Consider the following 18,816-nt stretch of genomic DNA (forward strand, 5'->3'; position numbering starts at 1 on the left):
GAAGTAAGTTAATCTTGACCCTCATTTTAATCAATGATAATTTTAAAACTTGTTCGGATTCGAACCGAAATTAGCCGTGTTCTGAAGTATGTTTTTATTGACCATTAATTGTGGAGCAGGTGGGATTCGAACCCACGACACGGGCGTTAACAATGCGAGAAGTAAGTTAAGATTGACCCATTAAGGATAATTTCAAAACTACCTGCTCTACCACTGAGCTACTGCCCCATATTTTATAAATGCATTAATCGATAATTGTCGAAGTATATCTTATTGGTTATTGAAGTAACTTAGACTTGACCCGATTAACTCATTTATTTTATTTAAAAGAACGTATTTTATTTTCTTAAGCAAATATTCAAATCCAACTACGCAATTATTCTGCGTAGCATTCTTTTATAAACCAAACTAGTTAATAATAGCCACAGACACTTTTGTTTTATGCAGATTAAATCCTTTTAATCTTATTAATCTGTGGTAAAAAACTAGAAGTTAAAAACAGGTAATTGTCAAAGTATATCTTGAAGGTTATTGAAGTAACTTAAACTTGACCTGATTAACTCATTTACTTTATATAAAAGAACTCGTTTTATTTCTTAAGCAAATATTCAAATTATACTACGCAGCTATTTTGCGTAGTTATAAAATTTTCTCAAATAGATATTAATTTCTTTTTCAAAATAAAATACTTCACTTCTGAAATCCGATTTTACTTTACGTATTCCCTTTCTTATTTCTCTAAAAAGCAAGTAAAATCACTTGCCGTGTTATTTCATTATATTTCTTACAAAAAAACACACATATATCTAAAAATCAAGTATTTATACCTGAATTGTTTTTAAATAAATTCAGTAGTTTTATTCGCTTTAAAAAAAACAACTATAAATAAATGATACATTCTAAAAAAAACTGGAAGTTAAATTATTAAAGAAAGCCAATTTAGTAACCTTTTAAATAAAAAATTATGAGAATTAAACCAACTTTATTTTATGAATTTACAGGGATAATTCATGACAAAAGTCCCCCCTTATTCTACTCATAAATGCAATAGAATATAAAAAAGTGATTAACCCCCAAATCAAACTATATGAAAAATTTATACAAAATTATCTTGTTTTGTGTATGCGGAATCACCTACTCGCAAACTCAAAATGACATAGAAAAAATTCGATCTAACTCAAATGTATCTGAATTAGAATTTCTGAGTCAGAAATTTAAATCTGAAGCTGAGCAAAAAAAACAAAGAGCACTCAATGTAGCAAAAACCAATGGCTGGAGTACATCTTTCACCAATAAAGATGGAACAACTAGCGAATTGATGGCTATTAATGCTGATGGAAAATCTCCGATCTATTATACACCCGACAACGTAAATGCAGCTAAATCTACCCGAGCAAATTTTTTGAACACAGGTGGCGGCCTAGGACTCAATCTTAACGGACAAACAATGACTGCTTATGTTTGGGATGGTGGAGCTACACTTCCTACTCACAATGAGTTTGGCGGCAGAGTCTCTATTTCAGATGGAGTTACTATTATTGGTGGAGGTAACAATAGTCAACATGCAAATCATGTTACAGGTACTATTGTCGCAGCAGGTACAGTAGCAGCTGCAAAAGGAATGGCTAATCAGGCAAATGCAAAGACTAATGAATGGACTAATGATGTATCAGAAGCTACAGCAGCAGCAGCAAACGGAATGTTATTATCTAATCATTCATACGGATGGGGATTAAGAGATGGCTCTGGGAATGTTATCATGCCTTCATGGCTATTTGGTGCTTATGAATCAACCGCAAGAGATTGGGATATTGCAATGTATGATGCGCCATATTACTTACAAATAAAATCTGCTGGTAATGATGGGACTGATAATACAGCAAATACAAGTCCATTAGGAGGCCCAAGCTACGATAAACTTACAGGATTTGCGACTGCCAAAAACAATCTAGTTATTGCTAATGCAAATGATGCAGTTATAAGCACAACAGGAGTACTAACGAGTGTAACGATTAATCCATCAAGTAGCCAAGGACCTACAGATGATCTAAGAATAAAACCAGATCTTACAGGAAATGGAACTGCTGTATATTCTACTGCTACACTTACTGCTACACCAACACCATTAACAAACAGTAGTTATGGTAACGCCACAGGAACCTCTATGGCAGCACCAAACGTTACAGGAACTTTACTCTTGTTGCAACAACATTACAAAAACATTACCAATAATTTTATGCGTGCAGCAACATTAAAAGGATTGGCACTACATACCGCAGATGATGCTGGAACTACAGGTCCAGATGCTATTTTTGGCTGGGGTTTATTAAATGCAAAATTTGCTGCCGAAACAATTACCAAAAACGGAACCAACTCTATTATTCAGGAGCATACTTTGGCTACAGGAGCTAGTTATAGTTTTAATGTGGTTTCAGATGGTATAAATCCGCTAATTGCTTCTATATCATGGACAGATCCTGCAGGTGTCGCCTACTTTGGTAGCACACCAAATATTGGTACAGCAAGATTAGTTAATGACTTAGACATACGAGTTACTAATGGATCTGGTACTTTTTTTCCTTACAGACTTACATCTGCTACAACAAATGGATTAGGAGATAACTCCAAAGATCCTTTTGAGCGTATTAGTATTAATGGAGCAGCTGGTATTTATACTGTTACCATTACTCATAAAGGAACATTGGTAAACGCGCTTCAAAGATATTCGGTAATTGTAACCGGAATTGCATTGCCTACTACCGATTTATACATAAAAGACAGACCTTATGATACTGGTGTACAACCAAACCCAGATTCAGGTCCTATGTGGATAAGCGATGATATTTGGGTAAGACAAAACATCGATGCAGGGCTTGTACATGAAAACCCTGAATTTAAATTATCTTCTCCAAACGCTGTTTATATAAGAGTTTATAATAGAAGTACAAATACAAGTGCATCTGCAAAAGTAAGATTGTATTTTGCCAAAGCTTCTTCAGGATTAACCTGGCCTACTAATTTTGTGAACTTTAATATTGGTACTGTTAAGCATGGAGATGAAATAGGAGAAGTAAGTATTCCGTCTATTCCTGCCGGAGGTAATACTATTGTAATGATTCCTTGGTATCCACCAAATCCAGCATTATATTCTACCGACCAACATCATTTCTGTCTGGCTGCAAGAATAGAGTCACCAAATGATCCTATGTTTAGTGAATTAACAGGTGTTGGCATAGGTGTAAATACCAAAAACAACAATAATATCGCTTGGAAAAATTTAAGTGTTTACAACTTAAATACAACAGATATTGTTCCTCCTACAACAGTATTTGTAAGAGGTATAAAATCTAAATCTGTAAATCTAAGATTTGTAGATAAAGGCTTTAATGAGCAATTAAAAAATAATTTCTTTGATTTAGGCGGAGTAATAGAAGCTACTCTAGATGACAAACTATTTGAAAGAGCTCAAGCAAACGGATCTTTAAAAGGTATTGAGGTTATTGGTAAAAATAAAATTCTGATAAAATCCAGAGAGACTGCCATTGCAAATTTACCTATTGATTTAGAAGAAACTTTTGTAATATCATTCGATTTTAGAGTTGCAAAAGTCTTACCTGCTGACGAACAAATCACAATAGATTTTATTCAGGAAGATGCCATAAAAAAAGAACTTGAAGGAGGGGAACGTTTTGCTCTTGTAAGAGAAGGCAAACCTAATACTAAAACAGACATCCCTTTAGCGGCCGAAGCATCCGAATCTAAAATAGTTACAATTTATCCTAATCCTACTAATGGAATATTTAAAATAAGTATCAACAGTGAGGACGAAGGAACTTTAAGAATAACTACTATTCACAACGTTCCTGTTTTCCAAGAAAAAACTAGCAAGAAAAAAGATTTCAGTGTGAATATAGCAAATCAAGATCCTGGAATTTATGTTGTTCAATTTATTTCTAATAATGGAACAGTTACTACCAAGAAAATAATAAAAAACTAATTTCATTTAAATTCATAAACTAGATTAACTCAATTAAGCTGAAAAACCACGAATGTAATATTCGTGGTTTTTCTTATTTAACAAAATGCTCTTGTAATTGACCAATGCCAAGAATAAGTCTTCTAATTATGCAGACACCAATCTAAAATTTTGGCAATATTCTTCGCATCATCAACTCCACGGTGATGGGTACCTTCTAAAGGAATATTCAATAAATGCAAAGCACCATTCATTCCAGTTGGCTTTTGCAGTCCAAATTTCTCTGCAAACCATACTTTTACATTTATATGTTCGTCTCCCATCGGATAAGGAACACCGAACGACCTGCATTGTTTTTTAAGCATATTCAAATCGTATTGACCGTAACTTACCCACGTATATAAATCAGGTTGATATTCATCCGTTAATTGTTCTATCGCTTCTTCAAAACTTACTCCGTTTTTATCCAGTAAATCCTGAGTAATTGTCGTTAGTTCAGTACAAAACGGACTCACCGTTGATCGCTGTGGTTTAACTAAAATACCTTGATTTTTAGTAATAACTCCCGTTTGGGAATCCAAGACTGCTAATCCAATTTCAATAATTTCATTTTGCTGTCCTTTCGGGACATCGCCTTGCCAACAAGTGGCTTCTAAATCTATGATAATAATTTTATCTGTAGTTTTCATTTTTGTTTCTTTAATAATTTAAATTTCTTTCTTGTAGAAATTTCTATTTCACGAAAATCTCTTTCAATTGACCAATGACGTTACCGCCTCCAGAAATTGTGATTTCACCAATCTTATCAGCGATTTTCTCTACATATTCCATTTCTTTCAATTTCCACAACATCTCGTTTTCTTCCATGAGTTTTGCTGTGTTCAACAAACTCCTTGTAGAAGCTGTTTCTTCTCTTCTCATAATACTATTAGCTTGTGCCTTTTTTTCAGCAACCAAAACTTGATTCATGATTTCTTTCATATCTCCTGGCAAGATTACATCTCGAATACCAGCATCAGAAATTACCAATCCCAACTCATTAATCTTAGTTGATACCTCAGCTAAAATAGCTTCGGCTATAGTATCTTTTTTACCTAACAATTCATCTAAAGTTAACCCTCCTACAAATGCTCTCAAAGCAAGTTGCATAGCAATGTATAATTGTTTTTCAAAATCTTTATTATCCACCAAAGCTTTCATAATATCCACAACTTGGTATCTCACAAAGAAATTAATTCTCAATCCTGCTTTATCTTTAGTCAATAATTCTTGACCAGAAATCTCAACATGTTGTTGTCTAGCATCAACTGTTTTGACTTCAATAGTAATGGCATTACTCCAGAAATAATGTGTTCCTGCTCTTAATTCTGTTGTAAAAGCTCCGTTTACAAATAACAAAGCTTTATCATTACTTGCCACAATAAACTTTCTTGTATACATCCTTAATTTTGCATTCTCCAATAAATTCATTGGAATATTTTCGGTGATATAAATCTTAGATAAATCTATTTTAGCAAACTCGTTTTTAATGACTCCTTTCCAGAAAGCATACCTTCCTGCAGTTAAAACTTCTTTAAAATTACCATTTACAAATTGCATTACAATTTCATTATCAGCAACCTCAACTATTTCAAGCATAGAAGCTAATTCTTCATTTTCTAATAATACATTCAACTCATAAGGAACCTGAAATTGAAGATTTTTTTCATAGATAGCAACATCTTTATATCCTAAAACCCAATGCAAACCTTCATTCAATACAGCAATTAATTTTCTATTCTCGAATACCAAACCTACTTGGTACGTATCGATTTTAACTCTTTTAATCATAATTATTTCTTTTGATATTTTATACTTATCTTATTTTACTTTTTACTGTTAACCCTATTCTTTATTCTGCTAACAGCCAATATTTATTTATTTAATAAAAAAACTTCATTGTCTTTCTCCTCCGAGAAAAACGGACAAACAGTTTGTTCTTTGCTTACTCCAATTGTTTAGCGATTCAATTTTGTAAAAGCGATTATGCAATCACCTGAACAATCAAACCGAAAAGAAAACGAGTATTTCAAAATACATTTCTGTTTGCACTGGTTTTATCGTGAGTGTGCAATTTTAGATTTTACAATCCTAATTCCACAGACAAAGACAAATCAGTTTTCTTTGGAAGCATCTTTTTTAGAGTGATGCGCTCTGAAAAACAGATTTTAAAGTCTGTTGACATACCAATCGTCCAACCGAAACAAGTTCGGCGTAGGATTCGAACCTACTATTTTCTATTGTTCTAACCTGACTGAACTATCACATTACTGTGAGTGGGAGTCGAACCCACGACCGATAGATGAGATAATTTTTTGGAAAACTACCAAAACCTCCAAATCAAGTTGCATAGAAAAACATAATACGCTTTCGCGAAAAGTTCCCTACAATGGTGCTATACAGAAACACGCAACAGGACTTGTTTGATATTTTTAATCAAAGCCTAAACTTTGATGTATTTCAGTTTATAAAAGAACCTATTTTATTTCTTGAACAAATATTCAAATTACACTACGCAATTATTCTGCGTAGTATAATTTTCTACCGAAATTAATTGTTCAGCCATTCAATAACAGTTGATAAATAGACTGCTCTTACGGCTTCAAACCGAGTAATGTTAGGAATATGATTTACCTCTAATAAATATTTAGCTCCATCTTTTGCAACGATATAATCATTTCCAATCATGTCCATTTGTAAAACATTTTTAATATGAAGTGTATCAGCAAGCAAATCATCATCAACAGTCATAAATTGAGCTGTTTCAGGATGAATCGATTTTAACCATCCATCGCCTTCTAATTTTATCTGTCAATAGCTATCACCAATCATCATAATACGAACTGCATCCCCTTCAAAATAAGATTCAGTAGTTGCAGTAAATTTACTTTCCCACTCCCCTATAAAACGATATTTATTTTCACCACAATGCCAATTTCCCCATTTTGCAACAGTATCTTCAGATGCAGTTACAGATGCTCCTGCACTTATAAATCCCCTAGGAGCGCTAAACTTTGAAAGTGCTAAAGCCTTTACTAAACAAGGTATCTTAAATCTGCAATCAAGCATAGCTACAGGATTAGGATAACAAGCGCCATTCCTGCTTAATTTGTCCCCGAGATACTAAGTCCAATCCATTATTTACTTTGTAACGCTGTACTTTGCATCTCTGCAACTTAAAAAATTGTCTGAGAAGTAGGATTCGAACCTACGACCTCCCGCGTCCAAGGCGGGTAAACAACCACCGTTATCTTCCCAGTTTATTTCATGGTGACTTTAGAATAAAACATTAAAGTCAATCCATTTGAAAATCGTATTTTTTTACTTAGAGCCTCTGCACCATTGAACCTCTGTCACTTTGCACCTCCAAAAAATTAGCGGCTCATACGGGAGTCGAACCCGTTTCTCCCGAGAGACAGTCGGGAAGGTTAGCCAGTAACCCCAATGAGCCAGTTCCTTCTAGAGAACAATTGCGATTTCGGAAGGAATCGAACCTTCAGCCAATTGATTAACAGTCAATCGCTCTACCAATTGAGCTACGAAATCATTTTATTATAAGACATAAAAAAAGCACCCGATTAAAGGTGCTTCATGAAATTTATTATAAGACATATCTATCCTATTGCCTATGTTCATGCACCTGTATTGTTATACATCCAAGATCAAAACTCGGGTTCAACAGTTGTAGCTTATATGTGTTATTATTGAAATTCATTTTATCTATTCTATTATATATTGAAATCATTATTATTTAGAAATCCGTGTTCCAGATTTTCTTCGGCAAAGATAAAGTCTAAAAAATCAATTATCCAAATCTTTTTTAGACTTATTTTGCTAAAAATCAATTAGTTATACCTTAATTAAACCCATAAAAAGCCCTGTCCGCTTACTTAAGCAGATTCTTAATTGCATCAAATGACTGTCTCTCATCAGATTACTTTTCAAGATTATATTTCGCTATTAGGTTTAATCATTAAACATTTTATCCTTTATTTTTTTAATTATTTTTATTTAAACATCATTTTTAGCCCTATTAGGTCTGATTATTGTCAAAGTGAACAAAATTAAAGTGCCAATAAATCCATCCTAAACAAAAAAAGCGTCCCGATATCAGGACGCTTTTATATTTTTATGTTGAATTGGCAACTACAATTTACTCTTCAATTCTATAAAATACATATCACATCCACAACCATCAGCAGGGAAATTCCCTACTAGACAATCACTATATTGTTTTGTTGACAGATTCATATGTATATTTTTTATTTTCATTTCGAGGGCAAATGTAGGTCTTTTATTAATATAATTAAATAATCCCATCTAATTAATCCTGAAAACTTCATCATTTCACTAATAATTTTAACAAAAATTTTCACTTAAAAGCCCAGTCAATATCTTAATAATTTCTATTTTTGAGAGAATACAAATACAAAATTCTTTAAAAATTCAGTCCCTAAAATAGCATGAAAAAATACCTTAAATACATAGATGGTAATTCCGATAAGTTTTGGCAAATTGAAGTTACAGGATTAGAATATACTGTTACTTATGGAAAAAATGGAACCAGTGGAACAACTCAAACAAAAAGCTTTTCAACAGATGAAGCCTGTTTAAAAACGGCAGAAAAAATACTCGCAGAAAAAGTCAAAAAAGGATATTCTGAAACGGGTAATGTTACCGTAACTGCTTCTACAAAAACAAAAAGTCCTAAAAGCACAAATACTGATACCGTTTTAGAAGAATATGACTCAATAATAAAATCAAAAAACATCGACTTATTATTGCCTTTCCTTCAAGAAAAATCAAAAGGATATATTGAAGCTTTAAAAAAACATATCAAAAAAAGTAAACGATATTGGATGACCTATATCGACTTATCAAAAGAACCTAATTATGTAAAAACTGGTAAACATGATTACGGTTGGGGAACTCGTGCAGATAGAAATCAAAGCAATATTATTACATTAAGTGCTATTGCGTTATTTGATAAAACAGATATTAATTCGTGGGATGAGGCTTTCAGTTTACTCAACGAAATAAATGTAAAAAATCAAGTTTTAGATGTTTTGCTATGGGCAAAACCCAATTGGGTAGAGACTTTTATTTTAGACAAAGTCAAAAAACTAGATTGGGTTAATTTTAATTATCATAACCTTCTCAAACTAGAAGACCATGATTTAATAAAATTTAATCCAGAATTATATGCTTCATGCTTAGCCTCAACTATAAATAGTGAGTGGCGATATAAAATAAAAACAGAATCCTTTAATGATATAGTACTAAATAATAAAACAACCTATCAAAGAGATGTTCCAGAGTTATTTAACTACGAGACAACCCTTCATGATGCTGATAATACTTGGAATGTTATTTACAAATCTTTATTAGACGATAAGAAAATGGATCGCAACTTCTTTATAGAAAATGCCATCCTCATACAAACTAAAGAATGGAATAATAACCTGAAATCTTTTTTCAAAAAAAGATTAGAAGAATTTAATGTAACAGCAGATGAACTTATTATCCATCAGGAAAACATTTTCTCTTACTTACATAATGCGTATCCTCCAATAACGAACTACGGAATTGAGCTTGCAAAGAAAATCTATGAACACCCAAAATTCAAAACAAAGTCTTTCCTCGAATGGCTAGAACCTTTAATGATGCGAAGCGATTGCAAAGCAGCCATAAAAAGCGTGTTACCCGTTTTAGAAAAAATGAACAAGTCAAATCCTAAATTAAGTAAAAATATTACCTTAATTATTGCAGACATTTTTGTAATCTCTGATTTAGCACTCCAAGAACGAGCTAGTAAAATTATTGTAAAAATTGCTACTGAAAAAGATACTGCTCTTAAAGAAAAATTATCTTCTTATGTTACATTAATGCAAGGTAATATCAAATCTGGCTTGAGTAAATTTCTAGACGATGATGCATTAGTTGTAGATAACTCCGCCTTTGAAGAATACAAATTTGCCCCTAAAAAAGAAAGTTTACTTATTGAAGAAGTACAGCTTCTTAATGACTGGAACGACGTTGTATTTCAGTTTGGTAACTTCATAGGCTCTGAAGAGGTTCTGGACACCGAAATTCTATTGAATGTATATATCATGCAAAGAGATTTGTTCCCATCAGATTATTCAACTCAATTACAGCCTTATTTAAAACAGCTTCAAAAAAGTTACTTTGAAAGTGTAAATAAAGATTTTGTAAAAACATTTTTGATGGATAAAATCACAAACATCGAAAATAAATTCAATAGCAAGCATAAACATTATTCAAAAATAAATACGCTGTTATTAGCCCAACCATTGCTGGAAAAAGTACAGCAAAAAATAGATGAGAATTCTGCTTTGCCACTACTCTCTTTTCCAAGTCATAAACCATATTGGGTTGCTCCAAAAGTTTTATTGGAGAGGGTTATTGCCTATCAAAATACAAATGAGGAAATTGACTTACTTGATTTAAGCATTGCCATAGCGCGAATGCCAAGAGAGAATGTAGAAGAAGCAATTCCGCTATTGGATAAGGTAGAAGGAGAAATAAAACAATTATTGTCCTTTTGTTTGGGTGCAACCGAAAAATTAATTTTAGACCCTACATCCCTAGATTCTAAACCATTGGCTACAATGGGAAAAAGAACCAAAGAAACGGGGCTTTTATCTCTTTGGGCAGTTGCCGCTAGAACTTTTTATCCAAAGGATACTTTCACCGAATTTGAAAACACCTATTTAAAAGATGTTCCACTTGTGGTTTCATCATTTGAACCTAAGGTAAAGTTCAAAGAAAAATGGAATGAATGGACCGATTATAAAACTAAGAAAAAAGAAAGAACACCTTCTTGGTATGAATTACAATTTGACTCCCCTCATTACTCAAGAATTCCAAATTATTTATTGTACAGTCTAGATATTTATCTGCGACCAAATAGTTGGGACTACTTAATCAATTCAGCAGGAAATACCAATTATTGGCATAGTCTTACACCACAAAATGATGATGCACTTGCTTTAACTTTATTGCATAATTGTGAAACTGGCGATGGCGCAAAACCTGATGTAAAAGGGTTTCTAGATATTATAAATCGTCCTGAATTTTCATTCTCAAGTACTAGTTTGCTTTTATATGCCTGCAGTTTCTTTCAGGAAAAGAAAGACATCCGATTAATGGCATCTGAAGTTTTAATTAATCTAGTCGAAAAACAAGCTATTGATATAGAATTATTTGCTGAGAAATTAGCTTTTCTAGCAACTGGAAAATATGGAGTATTCTTACGTCTTGTAGATGGATTGATTGCTATTAAAGATGTTTCTCCGCTGCATAACGATGCTTTACTGAAATTATTGAACTCCTTTTTTGAGAATCTTGATTTAAAAGAAAAGTTACCAACGAACTTCAAGAAAATCATTGAAAACTATCTTGATGTTTTAACCAAAACAAATCAAACGCCATCGCCTAAAGCAATTGTATTCTTTGAGCAATGGAAAGACAATGCTTCGCTTAAATCATTGATTAAGCAAATTTTAAAATAAAAAAAATGACTGATTTAGAATATAATTACAAAGGAGTCTCTACTTATAGCAAAACCAAAGGAATCAACAATCTAGTATTGGCACATCAAACCGAAATTGAAGAGGTTAATAATATACCTTGCTTTTTTTGGGGAAGTTTGACCGATCCTTATGTTACTGCAAAATGCTGGAGTACAATTGCTAAAGTAGTTCGCTCAAGTTTTGGTCCTGTTCCTCCAAGCCTCCGTGATCCAATTGTATCGGCGGGAGCAGAAAGATTGCGCTTTGAAGGTTTTTCTTCCTGCAATGGAGTTTATGTAAGACTTGATATGAAACCTGAATCAATTGATGGAGAATTTATTGCCAACGGAACAACCAATGTCGATTTTAATGACCCAATGCTAAACGCATTAAATGCCATTCAGAAAAATGAAAAAGTAACTCTAGCAGTCGGACAACAAGAAGTACAAGTTATAACAACCAAAGCAAAAGTAACCGAAAAGAAAGTAACCTTACCCATGCGATGGATTAAAGGCTTAACTAGTGTACAGTTATACCTTGCCGATATGGATGTTAAATATGAATTGAATAAAATTCAGACTATTCAATTATTTCAAAGTTTGCCAAAAGGAAGTGTGAAAGGAGACTTTTTTATAACCAAAAGAGCAGGCAAATTTATGTTCTCGACTCTTGCCACAAATGATAGTGTACGAATTGGTGGCGTACAACGATTGCGTTTATTAGAAGGCATTCTCGCTATAGTAGATAAAATTTATATCTACGAATCTACAGACAAACAAACCTGTGCTATTGTTTCTGAATTTGGAAAAATGCAATTATTGATGGCGTTTTCTCCTGATTCCTATCGCGGTTTTTCGGGGGAAGGAAATGTATTAGAAACCATGACCGAAAACTTACCCGTAGAATGGGTTTATGGTTTAAACAGTTTATTAAAATCAAATGAAACATTTGATCCAACCATGCTTTCTATCGAAAATGACATTGATTTTGGCACTATGGACAATCTTACTTCCAATTTATCATCTATGGGATTATTGGGCTATGATTTAAGCGAAAAAGCCCATTTTTATAGACGTCTCCCTTTTAAAACTGAACGCATCTTATCCTTAAACCCAAGGCTTAAAAATGCCAAAAAGTTAATCGATAATGAAGACATTGAAATCGTAGAACGCAGAGCCGATTATATCGAAGCCAAAGTAAAAGGTTCAGGTGTTATACACAAAGTAATTATTGAAGGATCAAACCAAAGATGTACCTGCGATTGGTTTACCGCTTATCAAGGTAAAAGAGGAATTTGTAAACATATATTGGGAGTTAAAATGACTATTTCATAAACAATCAAATTCTAATATAACAAAAGCGCCCTGAAATCAGAGCGCTTTTATATTTTTCATTCTAAAGAAAAATGGATTTGTTCTAAGCAAATTTTTTATCAATTTGACTTAAAATCGTAGGGTCTTGCATCTCATTATCTTTAGCTAATAATAGTACTTTAGACATCACCTCAGCCGATTTAGGATCATCGTCAGCAAACGGAAGGAACAAACGCCCTCTGTGTTGCGAATGAACTGGCAAGATTGATAAATACTTTCCTGGTACCTGATGCACTACCGCACTTCCTAAATGAACACTGTAATCTGCCATTTCACCTTTTATCAGTGCATGATTTCCTTTAATTTCAACATTCTTAATTTTAAACAATCGTAACGTTTCCCTAAGTAAAACAGCTCGCATTTCTATAGATGAATGACTTGCTTCTGGATCAACTCCTCCAACATGAGCTACACTTACCACTAAATCAATATCACGCATTATCTCTGAAAAAATACGCGGATTAACATCCTCAAATGCTATGTTTTTATAGTCTTTTAAAGAATGAAATTCAATCGTTTCTAAAGTCGGACTTTCTACATCGGCAGGAGAAAACCAATCTGCCATTGCATACATTTTAACCTGATATCCTTCTTTATGGAAAACTTTTTGTAATCCTTCTTCATAATCTACTTTCCAGCCACGAGATTTCAGTAAAGCCAAAGTTTGCTTCGGCTGTACCTGATGTCCAGCATATCTTCTAGAGATTGATTTCTCATTTAACTCATCAGCTGTTGGTACATACAATTCTCTAAATACCTGCTTAAAAGGTTGCTTTAATTTTTTATCAAAACAATAAACCTGATAATCTGTCCAAACATTGTTTTTATGCAAATCATAACAATGTGCAATTCTAAACGTTTGATTTTCATTCAATGTAATTACTTCTCCCAATGGAGTTACAAGACTCCCTCCTATATAAAAACCAATTTTATCATCATTTGATATAAAAACTAATTTCTCTAGATGTTTCGAAATTATTGGATGTTCAAAAAGGTTCTGTATTTCTGCAAATAAAAATTCGTCACCACGAATCATCCCTTCTTCAAGTCCTTTCTTAGATCGTACCCATTGCTCTCGCATTGTTTTTCTGTAATCTACTAACTCAAGAATTGCTTTTTCTTTTTTAAGTTTCGGCGGAATTGCTTTTAATTCTTTATTCGTTTTTAAACTTAAAACAGCCAAATCTGCTTTTCCATCTTTATTGATCACTAAGCTCACTGTTGTTCCATCGATTGTTACATTAGTGTCTTTAGATAAAATATTCTGAATTTGCTTTGTTTCCATTGCCCAAGTCAATCGCATCGGATCTGAGTAACCTGCATTTCGAGCTAAATTCTCTAAAGCTACTCTAATGGCAAGCGCCTCACTGGCTTGCTTCATGGAACCAAACTCTCTACTTTCTTTTTTAAATTGCTGAATATATTCGTAACGCGATAAGATATCTTTTTCTGGACTTGTTTTACTCAATGGCACTAATCCGTACACTCTTAAGTAATCTTGATCTCTTTTATCTTTTACTTTTGCTGTTACTTCTCTTATTTTAAGATCTCCCGTTAGCGTATTTGCATATAATCTTGCACGTCTGTGGCCATTCCCGTCTGTAATATATTTTGCAGCTTCATATAATAGCTCCCATCTTGCTTTTCCTAATTCTTTGTAAGCAGTTACAAACCAATTTTTATCTACAGCACCATCTTTAAAATCCTGAAGATCTATAGCCGAGAATTTTGCAACTTCACTTTCTAATTCAGAATTCTCTTCTCCGTATGCCGATGTTTTTGTATGGGCATGTAACCACCAAATCCCTTCATCTAAACCTTTCCAATCTAAATATTTACTAACATACTTTTGCCATTGTGGTGCATATATAGCTGCTTGAACAAGACTTTCTTCAGATATTTTTTCATTTTTAACCAATTCATTAAATGCTTCTTGTGGATCTGACGACAACGGAAAACATCTTTTTAGTAAGTAACTAAATAGCTTTTGTTTGTTTAATTCAGTATAGTTCCAAGAGTAGATGTACCCTTTGTACAAACTCGATTTTCCTAAGCCACTAAGTATTTCTACAAACCTATTGGTACCGTATATTTTTTGGAAACTTTGTACCAAATGGGTAACTGATGTATTCGAATCGCCTCTTTTTAATTCTATATCTAAAAACGTTTTCCTGATTTTATCAATCATTAAAATCAAAAATGGGAACTTTTTTGTTAAATCTTCACTTTCAGAATATCTATGATACTTTTTCTTTCCTGTAATATCAGATATTCTATCACTATCCAGAATTCCTTCATACATTTCTTCTTCTGAAATTATATTTTGTTCATAAGCAATACAATACAAATGAATAGGAGGCTTGTTGTATTCTATATTATTTTCAAATCCTCCAAATTGTCTCCATCTGTACAAATTCCAAACCTTTATATTTTGCTCATCAGTTAGGCTATTCAAATCAATAGCATTCAGATAAATATTTAAATACGCCTGATTTTGCCAACCACTATTTATGTTTGCATCATTATAAAAGAATTCATTTTTACTAGGTTTATGCTTGTACTCTAAAATAGATTTTGGCAAATTAGAAAACAAATTACTACAAGCATCAATCAGAAAATCTTGCTTTTCTATAAATGAATATTTTACTTGCAATGCTTCCAAAATCTTCAGAATTGGATTGTTCCAATAAGATCCATTTTTAATCGGATTCGGAAGAAAATCCTGAGAGTAAAACACCTGTTTCTCTAGAAAATCTTTCCATTCCTCTTTATCATGACTATAAACAAGCGTCAGTAAAAACAAATCTCTTTCAACAAGGCCTGAATTAGTAAACCAATCTGACCAAACATTATATAAGGGATAATTAGTCTCCTTTTCTTCCTGACTCGCGTTATCTTCTAATCTTTTTATAGAACTAAAAGTGTTTCCTAGTAGTACATTTTCTTTAGTATTTCCATAATATTCAACCTCGTATTCATAATCTTTATTTTCCTCGAATAACTTATAAAGCTTCTCAATTTCAGTTTTTATATGTGAAATAGGTTTAGAAAAACCATATTGCTCTACTTTTGTTGTTTTTAAATACAACGAATCTTGTTCTAATTTTGGTAATCCATAACTAGAAACTACATTTGGATCATAAAATCCAAATCCATTTTCCTTACTAAGAGTATCTTTCTTTTTTTCTGGCTGCAACTGTTCAATGAACTTTGTTTCTTTTTCTGTTATTTTTGGTCGAGCCAAATAATCACTTATCCATTCATTTACTTTTTTATCAAGCTTATTATTTTTTTGCAACTGAAGCAATAAATCTAAAACAGACATGCGTTGTTCTAAATCACCTTTTTCTAAAATTTTATCTACAAAATAGGCTATCTTTTTATCTTCTTGTTTAAGCAATATCTCAATTAAGGCTTTCTTTAAATTTGAATTTTTACGTTTAAACAATTCAATAAAAATCTCTATTTCAGAATCTTCTAACGCTACTCTATTCAAAACATTAATTGCCGATGCAACAATAGATTCTCCTCTATCTTTTAGGATTCGGAGTGCAAAATTTCTCTGAAAATCAGAAGGTTGCTTTTCATATTTTTCATCGCTTGTGTCCCTTCCATAATAAGAATACCTAAAAAAGTTTTTTAAGATTATGCTTGTAAGTTGCGTTCTTAAATCGATAGACAATGTCTCGAACTGTTTTAATATTAGTTCTAATCGCTCCTCATTATCTCCAATCAAATGAATTACAGCTGCAAAAAGGGAATCTTTTTCAAACTTTACTCTTAACCATGAAAATACTTTTCCTTCAAAAACTTTCTCTTTTTCTGTAGTTGTTTCTGTTAAAGCATATACTTTTTCAAAAAAGTTCGGATAATCTATATTTTCAACATAATATTTTGACTTAAGATTTGCATTTAATAAAGCATTCATTCGTGGCATCGTAAAAGCTAATACCTGTAGATTATCTTCATTCAATGCTTTAAAATACAAAGGCATTTCGATATATGGGTCTTCTGTTTCTCCTGCAAATTTTATAGCTAGACATTTTTTCTCAATTGATCCTTTCTCTAGCAATTCATGTAAGTATGGAACTGTCTTATCGATATCTATAACCCCTTGAGCCCAAAGCGCCATATAAACTTCATTGTTATTTTTGCTCTTAATTCCTGCCGAAATAGATTCTGGATTTGCAAAATAACCTGCTGCTAACTCAATAATACCTCTAACTGTAGTTTCTTTTTCTGATTCCCATCCTAAACCTGTCCAAGTATCGATGGCTCTTACAACTGATGAAAAACGCGTTAATTTATTCTCTATAATGACGTTAATCATATATTGCATCGCACCAGTACTGGTTTCATCTAATGCTTCTAAAATCGTTTGACGTAACCCTTCTTGTCGTTCTGCAGCAAGCAACAGTTTTTCTACAAGTTCCCAAGATTCTTTTTTATTACTATTTAAAAGTGCTTTAATGATATTACGAGATACTTTTCCTCTTGGATCTTTATTAAAAATAATATCTTCAAATAATTGAAACAAAGGACCATTGTCCAAATCAATAGCTGCCGACCAAAGCATAAATTGATTTAATGGGTTTGTTATCTCAGTGTCATATCGTATTTGATCTTCAATACTTAAATCGTAAAAAAGACTATTTTGGTAATTATACAAATGCGGACCACCTAATAAAGAACGCAAAAAATTAATTTGATTTATAAGCAAAAATCGTGGATTATTTGGTGCTCTAAAAGAGCGTCTGGTATACCCGCTTTGATAAATTTTTTGTGGCAACAAATCCCAAGCAACTTTAATATATTTTGCGTTTTCTACTCCAAAGAAATAAACAAGCAAATCATAATAATTCTTATCATCCCAAATAGCTGGCTTTATTAATTTTTCAAATGCTGTAGCTTCTTTAGAACCTAGAGTAATAAAATTTCCATAATAATTATGGGTAAGCTTTGCTATTAAAAGGCCTAGTTCTGCAACCTCTTTTTTTAGCTTATTCCTAGATAGCAATTTAGTTATTAAACCACTAGATTCAACTGCTTCTAGTTCTCTTGTATATCTTTCAATTGGATTCTCAATTATTTTACTTTTAAGAAGATCTTCTATAGACATAATATTTTGTGTTTGTTATGAAAGGTGAAATGTAAATTGTGAAAAGTGAAATTGTTATTGTTATTGGCATTTCTTTACCAATAACTCCCTGCTAAAAAAGTGAGTCTGATAAATGTGATTGTTTTATTATCAGATAAATTCACTTCATCTGATAAAGTTTCTAATTGATCATCTCCATAAAAAACAGCATATAAACCATCCTCAAAAGCTAAAACCGCATTCTCCTGTGCAACTGTAGCATTTACTTTATTGTGATTGTAAATGGCGCCAAAACCTATTTTACCCGTATCTGTTAAGATTGGCAAGTAATTTTCTTTTGGCAAATGAGTTTTATCCTCCTCATCCCATTCAAATGAAGAAGTATTAAATAGTTGTACTTGATAATCGACAACCAATTCTATAAGTTCCCGGGTAGTAACAAAGGGGGTTTTAATAGCTAACTCAATCCTCTTTTCATGAAGAATAGGATGTTTTTTCCCTAATTGCTTTACAGAAATAATAAGATCCATTTTTTATGTACTAATTTGTTATATCCATGCAAAATAGTAAATAAAAAGCTACAAGCAAATTAAGATGCTCATTTTAACAAAAACCGTTCTTATTGCTAGTGTTCTACTCAAATTTATATCAAAAAACGAAGTGTATTTAGCTCTTTTTTAACTTTCTGATAAAAGCGACATACTCAATATTCTTTTCTTAAGCGGAAATGACAATCGCTTAGAGAAATTATTTTATATAAATAACAAAAGCGCTCAGATATCAGAGCGCTTTTATGCT

At 32.4% G+C, this 18,816-nt stretch carries 9 protein-coding genes and 4 tRNA genes; 3 read left to right on the top strand and 10 right to left on the bottom strand.

All coding sequences use genetic code 11. The annotated features are described in order from the left end of the window. Positions 1-111: 111 nt before the first annotated feature. Positions 112-228: transfer RNA gene (locus LNQ49_RS05840), tRNA-OTHER, on the bottom strand. Between the two features lie 859 nt (positions 229-1,087). Here LNQ49_RS05840 and LNQ49_RS05845 point away from each other — a divergent pair. Further along, positions 1,088-3,997 carry a S8 family serine peptidase gene (locus LNQ49_RS05845; RefSeq protein WP_229987744.1) on the top strand — a complete coding sequence of 970 codons (2,910 nt, stop codon included), beginning with the start codon at positions 1,088-1,090 and terminating at the stop codon, positions 3,995-3,997. 122 nt (positions 3,998-4,119) lie between these two features. Here LNQ49_RS05845 and LNQ49_RS05850 read toward each other — a convergent pair whose 3' ends face one another. The 7 genes from LNQ49_RS05850 to LNQ49_RS05880 form a co-directional block, all read right to left on the bottom strand. After that, positions 4,120-4,665, bottom strand: a complete 546-nt coding sequence (locus LNQ49_RS05850) for a 3'-5' exonuclease (protein WP_229987745.1) — start codon at positions 4,663-4,665, stop codon at positions 4,120-4,122. 43 nt (positions 4,666-4,708) lie between these two features. Continuing rightward, positions 4,709-5,806 (bottom strand): slipin family protein, encoded by a 1,098-nt coding sequence (locus LNQ49_RS05855; protein WP_229987746.1) that lies wholly within the window; start codon positions 5,804-5,806, stop codon positions 4,709-4,711. Positions 5,807-6,565: 759 nt separating this feature from the next. Beyond that, positions 6,566-6,766, bottom strand: a complete 201-nt coding sequence (locus LNQ49_RS05860; protein ID WP_229987747.1) for a hypothetical protein — start codon at positions 6,764-6,766, stop codon at positions 6,566-6,568. A 60-nt stretch (positions 6,767-6,826) separates the two neighbouring features. Further along, complete coding sequence (locus tag LNQ49_RS05865) at positions 6,827-7,084, bottom strand: hypothetical protein (protein WP_229987748.1); 258 nt, start codon at positions 7,082-7,084, stop codon at positions 6,827-6,829. A gap of 118 nt (positions 7,085-7,202) precedes the next feature. Next, positions 7,203-7,274 (bottom strand) — tRNA-Pro (locus LNQ49_RS05870). 119 nt (positions 7,275-7,393) lie between these two features. Beyond that, positions 7,394-7,466, bottom strand: a tRNA-Asp gene (locus tag LNQ49_RS05875). Positions 7,467-7,488: 22 nt separating this feature from the next. Further along, positions 7,489-7,561 (bottom strand) — tRNA-Asn (locus tag LNQ49_RS05880). Positions 7,562-8,478: 917 nt separating this feature from the next. Here LNQ49_RS05880 and LNQ49_RS05885 point away from each other — a divergent pair. After that, on the top strand, positions 8,479-11,547 hold the full coding sequence (locus tag LNQ49_RS05885; RefSeq protein ID WP_229987749.1) for a DUF6493 family protein: 3,069 nt from the start codon (positions 8,479-8,481) through the stop codon (positions 11,545-11,547). Between the two features lie 5 nt (positions 11,548-11,552). Further along, a complete protein-coding gene (locus LNQ49_RS05890; RefSeq protein WP_229987750.1) occupies positions 11,553-12,881 on the top strand; it encodes an SWIM zinc finger family protein in 1,329 nt (442 codons plus the stop codon). Between the two features lie 82 nt (positions 12,882-12,963). Here LNQ49_RS05890 and LNQ49_RS05895 read toward each other — a convergent pair whose 3' ends face one another. Together LNQ49_RS05895 and LNQ49_RS05900 are read right to left on the bottom strand one after the other, a co-directional pair. Continuing rightward, positions 12,964-18,039 carry a DUF4132 domain-containing protein gene (locus LNQ49_RS05895; RefSeq protein WP_229987751.1) on the bottom strand — a complete coding sequence of 1,692 codons (5,076 nt, stop codon included), beginning with the start codon at positions 18,037-18,039 and terminating at the stop codon, positions 12,964-12,966. Between the two features lie 74 nt (positions 18,040-18,113). Continuing rightward, entirely contained in the window at positions 18,114-18,548 is a 435-nt protein-coding gene (locus LNQ49_RS05900; RefSeq protein ID WP_229987752.1) for a hypothetical protein, read from the bottom strand. Positions 18,549-18,816 lie beyond the last annotated feature (268 nt).

This window comes from Flavobacterium pisciphilum (genome assembly GCF_020905345.1).
Classification (GTDB): Bacteria; Bacteroidota; Bacteroidia; order Flavobacteriales; family Flavobacteriaceae; genus Flavobacterium; species Flavobacterium pisciphilum.

Coding starts and splice junctions, on each gene's coding strand:
- LNQ49_RS05845 (WP_229987744.1), top strand. CDS start 1,088: ATGAAAAATTTATACAAAATTATCTTGTTTTGTGTATGCGGAATCACC.
- LNQ49_RS05850 (WP_229987745.1), bottom strand. CDS start 4,665: ATGAAAACTACAGATAAAATTATTATCATAGATTTAGAAGCCACTTGT.
- LNQ49_RS05855 (WP_229987746.1), bottom strand. CDS start 5,806: ATGATTAAAAGAGTTAAAATCGATACGTACCAAGTAGGTTTGGTATTC.
- LNQ49_RS05860 (WP_229987747.1), bottom strand. CDS start 6,766: ATGACTGTTGATGATGATTTGCTTGCTGATACACTTCATATTAAAAAT.
- LNQ49_RS05865 (WP_229987748.1), bottom strand. CDS start 7,084: ATGCTTGATTGCAGATTTAAGATACCTTGTTTAGTAAAGGCTTTAGCA.
- LNQ49_RS05885 (WP_229987749.1), top strand. CDS start 8,479: ATGAAAAAATACCTTAAATACATAGATGGTAATTCCGATAAGTTTTGG.
- LNQ49_RS05890 (WP_229987750.1), top strand. CDS start 11,553: ATGACTGATTTAGAATATAATTACAAAGGAGTCTCTACTTATAGCAAA.
- LNQ49_RS05895 (WP_229987751.1), bottom strand. CDS start 18,039: ATGTCTATAGAAGATCTTCTTAAAAGTAAAATAATTGAGAATCCAATT.
- LNQ49_RS05900 (WP_229987752.1), bottom strand. CDS start 18,548: ATGGATCTTATTATTTCTGTAAAGCAATTAGGGAAAAAACATCCTATT.